We start from the raw sequence: 17920 nt of genomic DNA on the forward strand, positions 1-17920 counted from the left end.
CCACCGCGCCTGCGCCGATGTGCTGACGCGGTGGGGCTCTCCGGTTTACAGCAATGCCTGCCGCCAGTCTGCAATCAGATCGTTTTCGTCTTCAATGCCTACCGACAGACGGATCAGTTGCGGCGTAATACCGTTGGCCAGCCGTTGTTCCAGCGGAATGGAGGCATGGGTCATGCTAAAAGGCTGACTTACCAGGCTTTCCACACCGCCAAGGCTTTCCACACCGCCAAGGCTTTCCGCCAGGGTAAATAACGTCAATTTGTTGATGATGGTCGTCGCCCGCGCATCATCGCCTTTGATCACCACCGATATCATGCCGCCCGGTAGCGCCATCTGCTGACGCGCAAGCGCGTACTGCGGGTGTGACTCCAGCCACGGGAACCACACTTTTTCCACCTGCGGCTGTTGCTCCAGCCAGCGTGCGAGCGCTAACGCGTTGCTGCTGTGTCGTTCCACGCGCAGCGCCAGGGTTCGGATCCCACGCAGCGTCAGGAAGCTACTGAAGGGATCGAGTACGCCGCCGACGGCGTTTTGCAAATAGCCCAGTTTCTCGGCAAGCGCCGGGTTGTCACCCACCACCGCCAGCCCGGCCACCACATCGGAGTGTCCGTTCAGGTATTTCGTGGCGGAGTGCACCACAATATCGAGCCCCAACTCCAGTGGGCGGTGGATCACCGGGGACGCAAACGTGTTATCCGCCACGCTCAGCACATTATGCCGTTTGGCGATAGTGGCAATGGCCGCCAGATCCGCCAGTTTTAGCAGCGGATTCGTGGGCGTTTCCACCCAAATCATGCGCGTGTCCGGTCGGATGGCGGCTTCCAGCCCGGCGAGATCGTCGGGCTTTACCCAACTGACCCGTAACCCGGCGCTCCGGCGGCGAACATTTTCAATCAGGCGGTAGGTGCCGCCGTAGACATCATCGACAGCCACCAGGTGACTCTCTTTATCCAGCAGCTCAAGCACGGTTGAAATACTGGCGAGGCCAGATGCAAAGGCATAACCGCGCGTGCCGCCTTCCAGTTCGGCGATGGCGGTTTCCAGCGCATGGCGCGTCGGGTTGCCGCTGCGCGAATATTCATACCCGGTGTGCTGACCTGGCGCGGGTTGGGCGAAGGTTGACGTGGCGTAAATTGGCGGCATGACTGCGCCGTGTTGGTCGTTGAATGTGCCGCTATGGACACTCTGCGTTGCCAGTGTTTTCACTCTCTTTTCCTTTTGTTCTTTATTGTTCAAGGCGGTTGCGCCAGGTGGTGAGGACGTCGCTGCGGGTGACAAGGCCGACAAAACGGCCGTTGTCAGCGATCACCGCCACCAGGCCGCGATCGAAAATGGCATACAGCGCGCTCTCCGGAGCATGCTTATCAAGAATTTCAACGTTGCGGGTCATCGCTTCTTTCACCGGCAGGGAAAAACGCGCACTGTCGCCACGCACATGGCTTATCAAATCCCACTCATCAACAATCCCGACCACGTGACCTTTTTCCAGCACCGGTAACTGCGAAATGTCATACAAACGCATGCGTGCCAGTACTGCGGCAAGGCTGTCTTGCGGTGCGGCGGTGACCGTCGCGCCTTCATCGTGACGCAGCGCGATAAAATCGGTCAGGTCACCGCTCGATGGGCGGGTGAGCAGACCTTGCTGGCGCATCCAGTCGTCATTGAACATTTTCGACAGGTATTTATTGCCGCTGTCACAGGCGAACGTGACCACGCGCTTTGGCGTGGTTTGCGCCCGGCAGTAACGCAGTGCCGCGTTCAGCAGCGTGCCGGTAGACGATCCTGCCAGAATGCCCTCCTGTTGCAGGAGATCCCGTGCGGTGGCGAAGGCCTCGCGGTCGGTGACGCGAAATGCCTGTTTCACGCCATCGATATGCGCCAGCGGCGGAATAAAATCTTCGCCAATCCCTTCAACCAGCCATGAGCCGGGTTCACCATAATGACCGCTTTCGACCTGGTCGGCCAGAATGGAACCAGCCGGATCCGCCAGCACAAATTCGGTGTGCGGCGAGTGTTCGGCAAACCAGGCTTGTAACCCACCCAACGTGCCGCCGGAACCCACGCCCACGACGATGGCGTCGATATTGCCGTCAAGCTGGTGGTAAATCTCCGGCGCGGTGGTGGTAGTGTGCGCCTGGGGGTTGGCCGGGTTATTAAACTGATCAATATAAAATGCGCCCGGTGTTTCGAGCGCCAGACGTTGGGCATAGTCCTGATAATAGGCGGGGTGCCCTTTGTTGACGTCAGAGCGGGTGAGCACCACATTTGCACCCAATGCGCGCAGATGAAAAATCTTCTCACGGCTCATTTTGTCCGGCACGACCAGCACCAGCGAGTACCCTTTTTGCGCCGCAATCAACGCCAGCCCGAGCCCCGTATTTCCCGCAGTGGCTTCAATAATGGTGCCGCCAGGCGAGAGCAGACCTAACCGTTCGGCTTCATTGATCATCGACAGAGCGACCCGATCTTTGATCGATCCGCCTGGGTTTTGGTTTTCGAGTTTGAGAAATAATTCGCATGGGCCACTGTCGAGTTTATGCAGTTGCAGCAGCGGTGTTTGGCCGATCAATTCGGTTACTGAATGGAAGACAGACATTGTGTGTTCACCCGTAGAAAATCGTGATGGGCGGATGATAGGTCTGCCATTTTTCTCTTTTAAAGAATCTTTATTTGTCGTTTAGAACAAACGGAAATATAAAGCTCTGTTTGGCCGTCGGGACGGAGAGCCGTATAGTCGTCCGGATGTGTTGATAGCCAAAAAAGGTGTTTTAGCGCTGATTTCATGCACTTTTTTCGTTCTGTTCGCTGGAGTTATGCGTTTTTTGGCAATGTAATGCGAAATAAATCCTTTTCGAAAAATCCCGCTTTTTCTGCCGTTTAGCGCTTTTAGTTATAAATAATGTCCATTTGGTTATTTGAAATATCACTACGGGTGATTATTATCGTCTGGACATCCATACTGCTAAACTGCCAGACGGAAACACCAACGCATGATCGTTCTCAGGAATATTTCTAAGATTTTCGACCAGGGAAAGGCATCGATTACTGCTGTCGACAGCGTCAATCTGACCGTTGAGCAGGGGCAAATTTACGGGATTATCGGCTACAGCGGCGCCGGGAAAAGTACGCTGATCCGTTTACTGAACGGGCTGGAAAAGCCCACCTCCGGCAGCGTCGTGATCAATGGGCAGGATATCGCCGCCGCGCGGGGCGAAGCGCTGCGCCAGGCGCGTCTGAAGATCAGCATGGTGTTCCAGCACTTCAATTTATTGTGGTCGCGCACGGTCAGCGAAAATATCGCCTTTTCTATGCAGATTGCCGGTGCGCCGAAAGCGAAAATCACCGCACGTGTAGCGGAACTGATTGAGCTGGTGGGGCTGAAAGGTCGCGAAAACGCCTATCCGTCGCAATTGAGCGGTGGGCAGAAACAGCGCGTCGGTATTGCTCGTGCACTGGCGAACAATCCGGATGTGCTGTTGTGTGATGAAGCAACGTCGGCGCTGGATCCGCAGACGACCGACCAGATTCTCGATCTGCTGCTGGATATTAATCGTCGCTTCAAACTGACCATTGTATTGATCACCCATGAAATGCATGTCGTACGCAAAATCTGCGACCGCGTGGCGGTGATGGAGAATGGTCAGGTGGTGGAAGAGGGCGATGTGTTAAGTGTTTTTACTCACCCGCAAAAACCGATCACCCGGCAGTTTGTACGTCAGGTCAGCCAGTATAAAGAAGACGAGGCGTTTAATCCGGAACTGAGCAGCGACCTGGGCGGTGCCGTCATTAAGTTGACCTTTACTGGTCACAATACGCACCAGCCGATTGTGGGAGAACTGACCCTGCGCTATGGCCTGCCGTTCAATATTCTGCACGGCAAAATGTCGCAAACAGCGCACGGTGTGTTTGGACAATTATGGGTGCACGTGGTGGCGACCCCGGAACAACTGAACAATATCCTCGCCGACTTACGCAACAGCGAGATTGAAAGCGAGGTGGTAACGCATGGCTGAGTCATTTTTCCCCCATCTGAAATGGGAGCAACTCTGGGCCGCCACGCAAGAGACGTTATATATGACGGCGCTGTCAGGCGCGGCGACGTTTGTGCTGGGGATTGTGCTTGGTTTGGCGCTGTTTCTGACTGCGCGTGGCGGTCTGTTTCAGAACCGTGCGTTGTACAGCATCATCTCGATTCTGGTGAACGTCTTCCGCTCGATCCCGTTTATCATTTTGATTGTGTTATTGATCCCGTTTACCAAGGCGCTGGTTGGCACCATTCTCGGTGCTAATGCGGCACTGCCCGCATTGATTGTCGGTGCTGCGCCGTTTTATGCGCGTCTGGTCGAGATTGCGCTACGCGAAGTGGATAAAGGGGTGATTGAGGCGACGCGTTCAATGGGCGCGCGTCTGAGCACACTGATCTTTCGGGTGTTATTACCTGAATCATCACCTGCGCTGGTGTCCGGTATTACCGTGACGCTGATAGCGCTGGTGAGCTACAGCGCCATGGCCGGAGTTATTGGCGCAGGCGGGTTGGGCAACCTTGCTTATCTGGAAGGATTCCAGCGAAACCACAACGACGTCACGCTGGTGGCGACGGTGACTATCCTGATCATCGTCTTCATCATCCAGTTCTGCGGCGACGTGATGACTTCTCTGTTAGATAAACGATAATTATTGGAAACCACCATCATGAAAAAAACACTGACACTGATTGCCGCAGCCACCCTGAGCGTTCTGAGCTTCTCTTCCTGGGCGGACACGCTGATCGTTGGCGCATCTAATGTGCCGCATGCTGAAATTCTGGAGCAGGCGAAACCGATTCTGGCGAAACAGGGCATCGATCTGGAAATTAAACCGTTCCAGGATTACATCCTGCCGAACACTGCGCTGGCCAGCCGTGAACTGGATGCCAACTACTTCCAGCACATCCCGTACCTGAACAGCGTGATCAAAGACCATGCAGGCGACAAGACCTATGATTTTGTGAGTGCGGGCGCGATTCATATTGAGCCGATTGGTATTTACTCTAAAAAATACAAGTCGCTGAAAGATCTGCCGCAAGGCGGCAAGATCATCATGCGTGATGCGGTCTCCGAAGAGGGGCGTATTCTGTCCATCTTTGAAAAAGCGGGCGTGATCAAGCTGAAACCGGGTGTGGATAAAGTCACTGCCCGAATTGACGACATCGTGGATAACCCGAAAAAACTGAAATTCCTGCCGAACGTTGAAGCGGCGCTGCTGCCGCAGATGTACAACAACGATGAAGGCGACGCGGTAGTGATCAACGCCAACTACGCGATCGATGCTGGCCTGGATCCGGTACACGATCCGATTGCGGTAGAGAGCGGTGAAAACAACCCGTACGCGAACATCATTACCGTTCATCGTGGTGATGAGAAGAAGAAGGATATCGTTGCGCTGGTGAACGTGCTGCACTCCAAAGAGATTCAGGAATGGATCCGCACCAAATATAAAGGTGCGGTGATCCCGGTTAATAATTGATCCTTCTGGCGCGCGGCTGTTCTGGCCGCGCGCCTGTAGCGCCGTTTTCTTCTCCTCCTTCTTTATTTCCACCGTTTCTGGTCCATTATTTCCTTGTGATTAATATCACCAATTTTAAACAACCTTGTTAACACTCATTAACAATGCACTACTATTGCCAGGTTCATTCCAGGGCGGAGGTAGAGATGAAAGATGTCGTGATCGTGGGGGCTGTCCGCACGCCAATCGGCTGTTTTCAGGGGGCCTTGTCGCGCCACTCCGCCGTTGAGCTCGGTAGTCTGGTAGTGCAGGCGTTGGTGGAACGCAGCGGTGTGCAGCCACAGGATATTGATGAAGTGATCCTGGGCCAGGTGTTAACTGCCGGAGCCGGGCAAAATCCTGCGCGCCAGTCGGCTATTAAAGGTGGGTTACCGAATACCGTTTCCGCCATCACTATTAACGATGTTTGCGGTTCAGGGCTAAAAGCCCTGCATCTGGCCTCGCAGGCTATTCAGTGTGGCGAGGCAGATGTGGTGATTGCAGGCGGCCAGGAAAATATGAGTCGTGCGCCGCATGTGCTCACCGACAGCCGAACCGGTGCGCCGCTGGGCAATAGCCAACTGATTGATAGTCTGGTGCACGACGGGCTGTGGGATGCGTTCAACGATTACCATATGGGAATGACGGCGGAAAATCTGGCGCGCGAGTATGGCATCAGCCGCGAACATCAGGATGAATGGGCACTCCGTTCCCAGCATAAAGCGCGCGCGGCCATTGATTCAGGTCGCTTTCGTGCTGAGATTGTACCGGTGAACGCGATTGCCGCAGATGGTCGGGCGGTGATTGTTGATACTGATGAACAGCCGCGTACCGATCCCAGTGCCGAAGCGCTGGCAAGATTGTCTCCGGCTTTTGGCGTGAGTGGCTCGGTCACCGCCGGTAACGCTTCGCCATTGAATGATGGCGCGGCGGCAGTATTGATGATGAGCGAGAACAAAGCGCAGGCGATGAATCTGCCGGTGCTGGCGCGTATTCGGGCATTTGCCAGCGTTGGCGTTGATCCGGCGTTGATGGGGATCGCGCCCGTCTATGCGATGCGACGTTGTCTGGATCGTGCAGGCTGGCAGTTAAATGATGTTGACCTGATTGAAGCGAACGAAGCCTACGCGGCGCAAGCGTTGTCGGTGGGGAAGGTCCTCGAATGGGACGAGAAACGCGTCAATGTCAACGGTGGCGCGATCGCGTTGGGTCATCCGATTGGCGCATCCGGTTGCCGTATTCTGGTTTCCCTGGTGCACGAGATGCAAAAGCGCAACGCGCGCAAAGGGCTGGCGACATTATGCATTGGCGGTGGTCAGGGCGTGGCGCTGGCTATTGAACGCGATTGATCTCCTCTTTTAAGTCAAATAAAGCCTTCCTCCGGGAAGGCTTTATTATTTGTGATGGTGATCTCAGGCGGTGTTTCAATTAAATTAAAACCTTTTCGGCTGCCTCTAATAATCATTTCCCCTAATTAGAAAACACACTTTAAATTTACCACAATTGTATTGTTGCCACCGTTACCATTGTCATTGTACAAGGTAAGCATGCTTATTATTATATAATTCATTTTGTATATGGCTGTTTTTAATTGTGTTTTTAAGTTGTATTTCCAATTGTAACTTCTCGGTTAATAAAAAATTGGTGTGATCTTGCCCTTGTTTTTTATCGGAAAAGCGGCAAATAAATTGATATTCATCACGTCGTTATAGATAGTTCAGTTCCGTGTAATTATTTACGATCGAGATCACTAAAATAAAGTTACCGAAAAAATAAAATGTAATTCCATAAAAATGGAACATAATTTTAATTATTGAGGTGACTCATGTTTAAGAAAACTCTGGCTCTTGCTTCACTCCTTGGCGCTTCCTTCGCATCACAAGCTGTTACCGTCGACTTACGTCATGAATACATCGACAGCGGTTCTAACGCCGATCGTGTTGCGGTCTCTCACCGTTTTGATAACGGTGTGGGTTTTGGTGTTGAAGCGAAATGGAAATCCGGCGGCGATGATGCCGATAAACCCTTAACTGAAATTGTGGGGAATGGTCACGAAGAATCGATCAACTGGCGCTGGGCTGCGACCAAGAATTTTGCGCTGACACCGGGCTTTAATATCGAAAGTAAAGATACGAACTCCATTTATAAACCGTATCTGCATGTGCAATACAGCTTTGATAACGGCGTTTATATTGCAGGCCGCTATCGTTATGAATACACACGTAACCCGGATTCCAATACCGTTGATAATAAAGTCAACAAATTCGATACCTGGGTGGGTTGGGCGCTGGGCGATTTCCGTTTTGAGCTGAACTATGTTTATGCCAAGAGCACTGAAGACGTTATCCGCGATAACAACAAAACCTATTCAAACGAATATAACGCTAAAGTGGCTTATAAACTCGATCAGAACTGGTCTCCGTATGTTGAATTGGGCAACGTGGGCGTGAAAAACACCGACGAACGCCAGACCCGTTTCCGTCTCGGCGTAGCCTATTCTTTCTGATTGTCTGCATTACCCTCAAAAACATTCCCCGGAGCCGTTGGCCGGGGATTTTTGTTTGCTCTGTTTTCGAACCGCCGTTGTGTCGCCGCTCAGTTCAATAGTTGATTTACCGGGGTTCGGATATGGCCGGGTTCACAGGGCACCACCCAGTTCTGTCGTTTTAAACAGCGCTTGCGTTGGCAATAGGGCATCGGCGGATGAAGGTAAACGCAGGTCTGGGAATGCGAAAATTTATCCTGGCATCGACGGGTAAAAAAAAGCCCCCCAGGAGGAGGGCAAGGCCAGTTACAGAAACACGACTAAAATTTTATGCCTGCAGCATGACGCGCTGCGCGGGAAGTTTTGCGATATAGAGCGCCGGTTTGCCGTCTTTATCAGAGCTGTACAAAATGGCGCTGTCATCCGGAGTAAACGACGGATGCGGATGCGTTACCTGGCGGCTGTTTGCCACGGTCGCCCATGAGGTGTCATGACGGGCCACGCGGAAATAGGCCTTTTGTGCCACGTCAAACACATACAAATAGGGATCGTTATCAATGGTGTAGCCGCTGGTGTCTTTCACATCCACCGGCGTACCGGAACCGTCGCCAACCAGCAGCGTACCGTCAACGTTACTCATCAGGTGAGAGCAGGCCGGCATCGGCATCACGGCTTCGTTTACACCACTATCCGGATTAAAGCGGTAAATCGTGCGCCCTTGTTTGCCTTTCAGGTACGAGACATACACCAGCGCGGAGCCGTTCGGCACCCAGAATTCATGCGTGCAGCTTTCGCCTTCCGCGTGATCTTTCACTTTACGCACATGGCTGCCATCTTCGTTGACCAGCCACATCCGCGCGTCCACCAGGTCATGAGGACCTTCATGACAAAACGCCACGGTATTGTCATCGAACGGGCGGTAAATCGGGTGACCAAGCCAGTTTTTCTCTTCATGGATGACGCTGCTTTGGCCGTTTTGCAGATCAACGCGTAACAGACGGCAGTGCGGGCCTTTATGGAAGAAATCGTGGAACAATTGCCAGCTGTTCAGCGGCGTCCAGTCGCTGGCGGCAATCTCAATCCCCACCAGTTTGGTGCAGTCGCTGTTGGCAACCCATGTACCGTAACCTACCCACTCATCCGGTACGCGGTAGATCTCACGTTCGGCCAGCGTCTGCAAATTCACTTCGCGCAGCGTACGGTCATTCTTCACGTAATAGAGCGTGCTATCGTCGGGTGAGAGAAAGCCGCCAAAGGTGTTATCGCCAGCGCCTTCCGTCAGTTGTACGGCTTCTGCATTAGCGATATCAAGCAGGTAGTAGTTCCAGTTGCCGTCAAATTCACCGGCAAACAACAGATGACTGCCATCGTTAAAAAAACACTTCTGATAAAAGTAGTTCCGGTGGCAGGTCACTTCCGGCGGGGTTAAGCGGGTGATTTCCGCGCCGGTGTCCGGATCGCGGCTGACTGCGTATTGCAGTTTTACCCGCATGCCTTTTGCCATATCTCGCTCCTTTTAAGGGTCCGGTGGGCAATCACGCGCCCTGCTGTGACCACAGATGCTTTTAAGTTTAAAAACTGGGTAATAATTTATCAAAACAACGTTTCAATATGTGTGATTGCTGACGCACTTTCTAAGAAAAGAGCAAAGCAAAATGCAATAAGACAACGGGAAAGGCGCAACTTTGATTTTTAACTGAAAAACTGTCCTTCGACTGTCAAAACTCAAAGACGCTATTAACTTATTGTTTGTTAAGATTAATTTTTCGTCAAATTTGCATGCGACGCAACGTAGCGGCGATGTCAACGCTGAACATTCGTGATCGGACTTACAGATCTTGAAAGAATTAACAGAAAAAGTGAAACGTTGTTTTATTTACAATTGAAAACGTGTTTTAGCCGGGATAAGATGCACTAATATAAGAAACGGAACATTGTTTCTCTTCTGATTGGTGACGTTTCGGTCAAAATTTACTTCGGAGGTTATTGTGGAAGTCAGACAAAGCATCCACAGTGCGCACGCAAAAACGCTGGACACCCAGGGCCTGCGCAATGAGTTTTTAGTCGAAAAAGTCTTCGTCGATGACGAATACACCATGGTCTATAGTCACATCGATCGCATCATTGTTGGCGGTATCAAACCGGTGATGAAAACCGTCTCCGTGGGCGGCGAAGTGGGCAAACAACTCGGCGTCAGCTATTTCCTTGAACGTCGCGAACTGGGCGTGATCAACATCGGTGGACCCGGCACCATTACGGTTGACGGACAGTGCTTTGAAATCGGTCACCGCGATGCGCTGTATGTGGGTAAAGGGGCGAAAGAGGTGGTTTTCGCCAGCATCGATAGCGCAAAACCAGCGAAGTTCTACTACAACTGCGCGCCTGCACACATGACGTTCCCGACGAAAAAAGTGACGCCAGCCGATGTCGCGCCGGTCACCCTGGGCGATCCGCTGACCAGCAATCGTCGCACTATCAATAAGTACTTCGTGCCGGACGTACTCGAAACCTGCCAGTTGAGCATGGGGCTGACTGAGCTGGAGCCGGGCAACCTGTGGAACACCATGCCGTGCCATACGCACGAACGCCGGATGGAGGTCTACTTCTACTTCAATATGGAAGAGGACGCCTGCGTATTCCATATGATGGGCCAGCCGCAGGAAACGCGTCATCTCGTGATGCATAACGAACAAGCGGTAATTTCTCCAAGCTGGTCAATCCATTCGGGTGTGGGTACGCGCGCGTACACCTTCATCTGGGGGATGGTGGGGGAGAACCAGGTCTTTGATGACATGGACCACGTCGCTGTAAAAGATCTGCGCTAGTCGCGGGCAGCATAAAACCATGCCTGTCCGGTACAGGCGCTGATAGATTAAGGAACAAACATGATTCTGGATGCATTTTCTCTTCAAGGTAAGGTTGCGGTAGTGAGCGGTTGCGATACCGGTCTCGGTCAGGGGATGGCGCTGGGTTTGGCGGAAGCAGGCTGTGACATCGTTGGTATCAACATTGTTGAACCGACGGAAACCATTGAGCGTGTCACTGCGCTGGGTCGTCGTTTTCTCAGCCTGACGGCCGATCTGCGTCAGATTGATGGCATTCCGGCACTGCTGGAGCGCGCGGTAGCGGAATTCGGCAGAATCGATATTCTGGTCAATAACGCTGGTTTGATCCGCCGCGAAGACGCGATCAACTTCAGCGAGAAAGACTGGGATGACGTTATGAACCTGAACATTAAAAGCGTGTTCTTTATGTCTCAGGCCGCGGCGAAACACTTTATCGCGCAGGGGCACGGCGGCAAGATCATCAACATCGCTTCCATGCTCTCCTTTCAGGGGGGCATCCGTGTTCCGTCTTACACCGCGTCGAAAAGCGGCGTAATGGGTGTGACCCGTCTGCTGGCGAATGAATGGGCGAAGCACAATATCAACGTCAACGCCATTGCGCCGGGCTATATGGCTACCAACAACACCCAGCAACTGCGCGCCGACGAACAACGTAGCGCGGAGATCCTTGACCGCATTCCGGCTGGCCGTTGGGGGCTGCCAAGTGACCTGATGGGGCCGGTCGTGTTCCTCGCATCTCAGGCATCGGATTATATCAACGGTTACACCATTGCCGTGGATGGCGGCTGGCTGGCGCGTTAAGTATTCGCCAGCATTCGATAAAAACCTGCCTGTGGCAGGTTTTTTTATCTCTGCATATTATTTGTCCATATGGTACTGCTTAAAAAATCCATATCCTTTTATCTTAATTAGCAGGCTTTGTTTAAAAAATTATTACAAATAAATGAGTTAAAAATAGTTTATGGCTTAAACTATATTTTCAAAATTGTAAACTCCATCACAAAACATCATGCCACAGCGAATTTATCCATATCTTCGCGTTTTATAGACTGACGCTCGCTCACGCTGCTGACTTACTTTCATAAGACATCTTCTTCTGTGCAGGCAGGAAAAAAATGACATCTATCAGTAATGAGTCTGTAGTTTTACCGCGTGCGCTGCGTGATACCCGGCGTATGAACCTGTTTGTCTCTGTCTCTGCGGCGGTCGCCGGGCTGCTATTCGGCCTGGATATCGGCGTGATTGCCGGTGCGTTGCCGTTTATCACCGATCATTTCACCTTAAGCAGCCGATTGCAGGAGTGGGTCGTCAGCAGCATGATGCTCGGCGCGGCGCTTGGCGCACTCTTCAATGGCTGGCTCTCTTTCCGTCTCGGCCGTAAATACAGCCTGATGGCGGGGGCTGTATTGTTTGTAGCCGGATCGCTGGGATCGGCTTTCGCCGGTAACGTGGAACTGTTGCTGGTGTCCCGCGTGGTGCTGGGCGTGGCGGTGGGGATTGCCTCCTACACCGCGCCACTCTATCTGTCGGAAATGGCCAGCGAAAATGTGCGCGGCAAGATGATCAGCATGTATCAACTGATGGTGACGCTGGGCATTGTGCTGGCATTCCTCTCTGATACCGCGTTCAGCTACAGCGGCAACTGGCGGGCAATGCTCGGCGTGCTGGCGCTGCCAGCGGTATTGCTGATTGTTCTGGTGGTGTTCCTGCCCAATAGCCCGCGCTGGCTGGCGCAAAAAGGACGACATATCGAAGCGGAAGAGGTGTTGCGCATGCTGCGTGACACGTCTGAAAAAGCCCGCGAAGAGCTGAATGAAATTCGCGAAAGCTTGAAGCTGAAACAGGGGGGATTTCACCTGTTTAAAGCTAACCGCAATGTGCGTCGTGCAGTATTCCTCGGCATGTTGTTGCAGGCAATGCAGCAATTCACCGGGATGAATATCATCATGTATTACGCGCCGCGTATTTTTAAAATGGCGGGATTCACCACCACTGAGCAGCAGATGATTGCCACGCTGGTGGTCGGACTGACCTTTATGTTCGCCACGTTTATTGCGGTATTCACGGTCGATAAAGCCGGGCGCAAACCCGCGCTGAAAATTGGTTTTAGCGTGATGGCGCTGGGTACGCTGATCCTCGGCTACTGCCTGATGCAGTTTGATAACGGCACCGCATCGAGCGGGTTGTCCTGGTTGTCAGTCGGGATGACCATGATCTGCATCGCCGGGTATGCAATGAGCGCTGCGCCGGTGGTATGGATCCTCTGTTCAGAGATCCAGCCGCTGAAATGCCGTGATTTCGGCATTACCTGTTCGACCACCACCAACTGGGTGTCGAACATGATCATTGGCGCGACCTTCCTGACGCTTCTGGATGCGATTGGCGCGGCTGGCACCTTCTGGTTATATACCGCGCTGAACCTGGTGTTTGTCGGGATTACCTTCTGGCTGATTCCGGAAACCAAAAACGTTACGCTTGAGCACATTGAACGTCGACTGATGGCGGGCGAGAAGCTGCGTAATATTGGGGTATAACCACAACGCGTGGCGCTTATGGGCGTCACGTTCACAATGCGGGTGAAAAGCGCGTGCAACGTCGCTGCTTTTTATGATGATATTAATCAGTTACGGTTGATAAATCATAAGGAATGGGCGCGTTATGACCGCGAAATACTACTTCAAGAATATTTTCTGGGGGATGTTTTTTCTGTCCGGTTTTGCCTGGGCATGGAGCCAGGATATGCAGGATCGCGTCTCCCAATACTTCTTTGTGTTATCGCTCCTTAGTTGCCCGCTCTATCCGTTAGCCAAAAAAGGGGTTGAAACCCTGGCGCTGAGGTTTACGACGCGAGCCTTCTGGCAGCGAGGCTATTTTAAAGAGACTCCGGGCAAAAACGGGCTTTATGCCTTGTATTATGGCGCTTGCTTTTTGTTCGCCGTGCCGCTTGGATTGGCGTATTTGCTCTATCTGTTGCTGATGAAAAAGGCCGGTTAATACCGGCCTTTGGTTTGTCATTACACGCCTAACAGAGCATTCACTTTGGTGATAAAAGCCTCGTCTACCAGTGCGCCGACGATGGCCATCATCAATGCAAACCCGAGGATGCCCAGGGCGCTGCCGGTGATGGCGCTGAACACGAAAGCCGTCAATGCCGTTGCCGCGTTACCCGCCGCGATGGCTTCCACTTTCACAAAGAACGGACGCCAGTTTTTGGTGCGGATCGCCTTCGGCAGTTCGACCAGGATCGCATCATACGCATCAATGGCTTTACCCACATAGCCAAACCCTTTACTGAACTTCGCCAGGCTGCTGGCCATGTTGGCACGGTTCACGGACTCCAGTGCTTTTGCAATCGCCTCGCGATCGGCCACGCTGTATTTTTTATCCAGTACGGTTTGAAAGCGATCGAAAGCGGCCAGCGCCTGTTCAACGTTGCGGATCTTCTTGCCTTTGGCGGCTGCAGCCAGTTCCTGGGCAACTTTCGCCGATTGTTCACTGAATTTCGCCGTCACCTCTTTGTAGAAATCAGCCGTAAATTTCACGGCATCTTTCACGTCCGCGCGTTGCGTCTCACCCTGCTTATACGCCTGGGTCAGCGCAGGCACTTCCTGTTCAACGGTCACGATGCGGGTATGCTCGTTGCCGTTTTTCCCGCCGCCACCGGAGGTGATCTCCCGGCGAACTTTGGTCATCACTTTGCCATTACTCAGCCAGTAGCCGGAAGGCAATACGCCCTGCAACACAGTCACAAATTGGCCAACCGATGAGGCGGCGATCGTGTCGGCGTTGAGACCGCCTTTCCCGTTATTCGGTTGCTTGCCTTCCAGCGGATGACCGGAGTTGAAATCGCCAATCGCAATGGTTACGCCATTACCGCGAAGCCCCATTACCAGACCAGACAGGCCAATGTCCGTCGCTTGATCGGCCGTCAACCCTTCGGCGGAAATGCTGAGCATGCCATTGGGTTTCACTTGCTCAATTTTCAATTTCGTTAACGGGTTAATGGTATGGGCGGCCAGAATCAGGTTAGCCAGCTTTTGGCGGAGCGCCTGATCGTTCTGGATCGCCGCCAACTGTTTTTGCGCCGGCGTCGCGTTCACTGAACCGCCGTTATCACGATCGCCGCCATGTCCGTTCGAACCACCGCCAGGCGACGGCTCTGAACCACGTTCAGAACTCCAGTTGGTACCATCACCTACACCACCACCATAGTTAAATCCAGGCATACTGTTTTCCTCTTTTGTCATTTTTGAGTTGGATTGCGGAAATCCGGTGCGCATCTTTTTGAAGACCAGAGACGTTCTGTTACACCGAAAGTGCTGTATATAAAAACAGGTTTTTTGCTACAGCGAGGGCGATGCTACGCCTGAGATATTCACCCCGTCAATAGGCCTGATTAAATAAAAATTATAATAATAACAATGAGTTGTATTGTTTTTGAGTAAACATAAAAGGCTGGAAAAACGCATGAAATGGGGGGCGAAAAGCGTGCGAAAAAGCATCAGAAAAGAAGCCCTCAACGCAGCGAAGAGGGCGGAGGGGAACACTCAAACTTTGGCTAAATAGAGCGCAGGCATGCCGTCGGCGTCTGAGGTATAGAGTACCCACTGGTTATCCGGGGAGAATGACGGGTGCGGGTGGGTGACCTGGCGGTCGCCGTCCAGTACTTTCCAGCTACTGTTATGCTGGCAGATAGCCGTTTGTTCCCCGCTTTGCACATCAAACACCCAAATAAAGGGGTCGTTAAGATGAATATCTCCGGTGTGATGGGGCGCGCCGTCACCGACCACCAGACTGCCGTCATTGTTGCTCATCAAGTGAGAACAGGGAGGGATCGCCATGAGCTGGCGGTTTTCCAGCGTCTGTGGATCGGCGCTGAACAGATAGCGCCGGGCGTCATTTTCCCGGTGTGCCACGTAGTAGAGCGCGGAGCCATCCGGTACCCAAAATTCATGGGTAAAACTTTCACCAGCCTCATGCTGGCGCACCTTGCGCAGGTTGCTACCATCTTCGTTGATCAACCACATGCGCGCATCAATCGCATCGCGCGGACCTTCATGGCAAAACGCCACGGTTTTATCGTCAAACGGGCGGTAGAGGGGGTGCCCCAGCCAGCGTTTTTCTTGCAACAACGTGCTGCGCTCACCGCTTTGCAGATCAATGCAGATCAGCCGGCATTCCGGATGGGTGAAATAGAAATCGCGGAATTTTTGCCAGTCCGTTAACGGCTGCCAGTCACTTTTTTTAATCTCGATGCCCACCAGCTTGGTGCAGTCGGAATTGGCGACCCAGGTGCCGTAAGCTACCCAGTCATCATCCACCTCATAAACGACATACTCTTCCAGCGTGCTCAGATCGACGCGGCGTAATTCTCGGGTATTTTTTACATACCACAGGTCGCGATCGTCGGCAGACAAAAAACCGCCGAAGGTATTATCCCCGGCCCCTTCGGTTAGCTGGGTTGCCTCGCTGCGGGCGATATCCAGCAGGTAATAGTTCCAGTGGCCTTCGAATGCGCCGCCAAAGATCAGTTTCCCGCCATCGCGGGTAAAGCATTTTTGGTAGAAGTAGTTACGGTGACAAATAATGTGCGGAGGCGTCATCCGGATAACCTCGTGCCCGGTATGCGGATCCTTCTGGCGACGGTATGTCAGCGGGATGATTTTACCTTTTGCCATGATCTTCTCTCCTGATCCTCTCTCCATCGATAAAAAAATACCCTGCCGGATCCGGCAGGGTAGGGGATGACGGTAAAACCTTAGCGCATGGCGCGTTTCAGGATACGCTCAGCCTGGCGTTGGAAGTCTGCGGCGGTCTCTTCCACTGTTTTCTGACCATAGTCGATGTACTGAATCGCCGTGCCGAACTGGGCAACAATCTGCGGATCGTCAAAATAGGGCGACACAGTGAGTTTGGCAGGCAGCGACTGCGCCAGACGCAGACCCGCAACGGCCGGATCCTCCGCTTTGATTACACCATTGGCGGTCAGTGTCTGGACTGCGGCTTTGCTCAACGGTACACCACGTTCCAGACCGAGGGTTTCCACGCCTTCTTTGCTGTTCAGCAGGAAGTTAATCACCTGTGCGGCTTCTTTCGGGTGTTTGGTGGATTTACCAATCGACAGCATTTGCGCCGGTTTGAAGAACAGGCCTGCGTCTGTTGCGCCTGGCAGCATCGGGTATTCACCCAACACCAGTTTGGCTGGCGGCTTCAGGTTGTCGGAGTATTTGGTGATGGTGGAGTTCCACATGTAGGTACCGGCCCATTCACCTTCGATCCACGGCTTCATTTCATACATGTTGCTCTTACCGAACGATGCATAGTACTTCGCGTCCGGCATCACGTGGCTGTCGACCAGTTTTTTATACATCTGGAAGAATTCCACCCACTGCTCATTGGTATAGCTGAATTTCTTCGCTTTCTCGTCAACGGCAGGAATATTGTATTTCTGCACCATGTACGAGTTCAGCAGCGCCAGCGTGTCCTGGTGCTCAAGCACCACCGGGTAGTACTGCTTACCCAGTTTGCTTTCAAACGTTTTGCCCGCCGCTAACAGCTCATCCCAGGTTTTCGGGAAGGCGACGCCCGCTTTTTTCCACTGTTCATCGTTAAAGTAGAATACGCGCGCGGTGACGGAGATCGGAATACCGTTCAGCTTGCCGTCCACGGTGGTGGATTTCAGCTCTTTGGCGTCGAACTGGCTCAAATCGATAATGTCTTTCACCTGGTTCAGGTCGTAAAAACCGTCACCTGATTTTGAGAAGATCGGCAGCCAGTTCCAGTTGGTCTGCATCACGTCCGGCTCAGTGCCGCCCGCGATTTGTGTGGTCAGACGGGAAAGGTGGCCGTCCCAGCCGGTGTACTCCGATTTAACGGTAATATTCGGATGCTGTTGATGAAATTCTTCCAACGCTTTCAATGTGACCTGATGACGACCGTTGCCCCCCCACCAGGACATACGCAGGTCAACATTATCAGCGGCCATAGCGGGTACAGCGCACATGCCCAGAGTTGCGGAGATAACGGCGCCTGTTAGCACTTTTTTCATTTTTATACTCCAGTTTTC

Annotated in this window: 15 protein-coding genes; 9 read left to right on the forward strand and 6 right to left on the reverse strand. The window is 52.7% G+C overall.

The window, feature by feature from the left end; all coding sequences use genetic code 11:
- Positions 1-45: 45 nt before the first annotated feature.
- Together O9K67_RS04435 and O9K67_RS04440 are read right to left on the reverse strand one after the other, a co-directional pair.
- Positions 46-1206, reverse strand: coding sequence for a trans-sulfuration enzyme family protein (locus tag O9K67_RS04435; protein WP_061493291.1), 1161 nt, complete (start codon positions 1204-1206; stop codon positions 46-48).
- Positions 1207-1225: 19 nt separating this feature from the next.
- Positions 1226-2596 carry a pyridoxal-phosphate dependent enzyme gene (locus tag O9K67_RS04440; protein WP_061493292.1) on the reverse strand — a complete coding sequence of 457 codons (1371 nt, stop codon included), beginning with the start codon at positions 2594-2596 and terminating at the stop codon, positions 1226-1228.
- Positions 2597-2990: 394 nt separating this feature from the next.
- Between O9K67_RS04440 and O9K67_RS04445 the strand changes: the two genes are divergently transcribed.
- From O9K67_RS04445 to O9K67_RS04465, 5 genes are all read left to right on the forward strand, one after another.
- Complete coding sequence (locus O9K67_RS04445) at positions 2991-4013, forward strand: methionine ABC transporter ATP-binding protein (RefSeq protein WP_061493293.1); 1023 nt, start codon at positions 2991-2993, stop codon at positions 4011-4013.
- Positions 4006-4674, forward strand: a complete 669-nt coding sequence (locus tag O9K67_RS04450; protein WP_061493294.1) for a methionine ABC transporter permease — start codon at positions 4006-4008, stop codon at positions 4672-4674. Before O9K67_RS04445 ends, O9K67_RS04450 begins: the two co-directional genes overlap by 8 nt.
- 18 nt (positions 4675-4692) lie before the next feature.
- Positions 4693-5505: a MetQ/NlpA family ABC transporter substrate-binding protein gene (locus O9K67_RS04455; RefSeq protein WP_061499767.1), complete on the forward strand. Its 813-nt coding sequence runs from the start codon at positions 4693-4695 to the stop codon at positions 5503-5505.
- 185 nt (positions 5506-5690) lie between these two features.
- Positions 5691-6872, forward strand: coding sequence for an acetyl-CoA C-acetyltransferase (locus O9K67_RS04460; RefSeq protein WP_061493295.1), 1182 nt, complete (start codon positions 5691-5693; stop codon positions 6870-6872).
- A 476-nt stretch (positions 6873-7348) separates the two neighbouring features.
- Positions 7349-8029 (forward strand): oligogalacturonate-specific porin KdgM family protein, encoded by a 681-nt coding sequence (locus O9K67_RS04465; protein WP_061493296.1) that lies wholly within the window; start codon positions 7349-7351, stop codon positions 8027-8029.
- Between the two features lie 307 nt (positions 8030-8336).
- Here O9K67_RS04465 and O9K67_RS04470 read toward each other — a convergent pair whose 3' ends face one another.
- Positions 8337-9512: an oligogalacturonate lyase family protein gene (locus O9K67_RS04470; RefSeq protein ID WP_061493297.1), complete on the reverse strand. Its 1176-nt coding sequence runs from the start codon at positions 9510-9512 to the stop codon at positions 8337-8339.
- Between the two features lie 484 nt (positions 9513-9996).
- Between O9K67_RS04470 and kduI the strand changes: the two genes are divergently transcribed.
- The 4 genes from kduI to O9K67_RS04490 all read left to right on the forward strand — a co-directional run bounded on the left by kduI (position 9997) and on the right by O9K67_RS04490 (position 13848).
- The gene (kduI, locus tag O9K67_RS04475; RefSeq protein WP_061499771.1) at positions 9997-10833 is read left to right on the forward strand and encodes a 5-dehydro-4-deoxy-D-glucuronate isomerase; all 837 of its coding nucleotides are present in this window, start codon (positions 9997-9999) and stop codon (positions 10831-10833) included.
- Positions 10834-10893: 60 nt separating this feature from the next.
- The gene (kduD, locus tag O9K67_RS04480) at positions 10894-11655 is read left to right on the forward strand and encodes a 2-dehydro-3-deoxy-D-gluconate 5-dehydrogenase KduD (RefSeq protein ID WP_061493298.1); all 762 of its coding nucleotides are present in this window, start codon (positions 10894-10896) and stop codon (positions 11653-11655) included.
- Between the two features lie 314 nt (positions 11656-11969).
- Positions 11970-13388 (forward strand): arabinose-proton symporter AraE, encoded by a 1419-nt coding sequence (gene araE / locus O9K67_RS04485; protein ID WP_061493299.1) that lies wholly within the window; start codon positions 11970-11972, stop codon positions 13386-13388.
- A 124-nt stretch (positions 13389-13512) separates the two neighbouring features.
- Complete coding sequence (locus tag O9K67_RS04490) at positions 13513-13848, forward strand: colicin E1 family microcin immunity protein (RefSeq protein WP_061493300.1); 336 nt, start codon at positions 13513-13515, stop codon at positions 13846-13848.
- A gap of 20 nt (positions 13849-13868) precedes the next feature.
- On the opposite strand, the gene O9K67_RS04495 is transcribed toward O9K67_RS04490, so the two are convergent.
- From O9K67_RS04495 to O9K67_RS04505, 3 genes are all read right to left on the reverse strand, one after another.
- The gene (locus O9K67_RS04495; protein ID WP_061493301.1) at positions 13869-15080 is read right to left on the reverse strand and encodes a colicin-like pore-forming protein; all 1212 of its coding nucleotides are present in this window, start codon (positions 15078-15080) and stop codon (positions 13869-13871) included.
- A gap of 321 nt (positions 15081-15401) precedes the next feature.
- On the reverse strand, positions 15402-16532 hold the full coding sequence (locus O9K67_RS04500) for an oligogalacturonate lyase family protein (protein ID WP_061493302.1): 1131 nt from the start codon (positions 16530-16532) through the stop codon (positions 15402-15404).
- 80 nt (positions 16533-16612) lie between these two features.
- Complete coding sequence (locus tag O9K67_RS04505) at positions 16613-17902, reverse strand: ABC transporter substrate-binding protein (RefSeq protein ID WP_061493303.1); 1290 nt, start codon at positions 17900-17902, stop codon at positions 16613-16615.
- Between the last annotated feature and the right edge of the window lie 18 nt (positions 17903-17920).

Origin of the sequence: Kosakonia oryzendophytica, assembly GCF_027886705.1 — a bacterium.
Classification (GTDB): domain Bacteria; phylum Pseudomonadota; class Gammaproteobacteria; order Enterobacterales; family Enterobacteriaceae; genus Kosakonia; species Kosakonia oryzendophytica.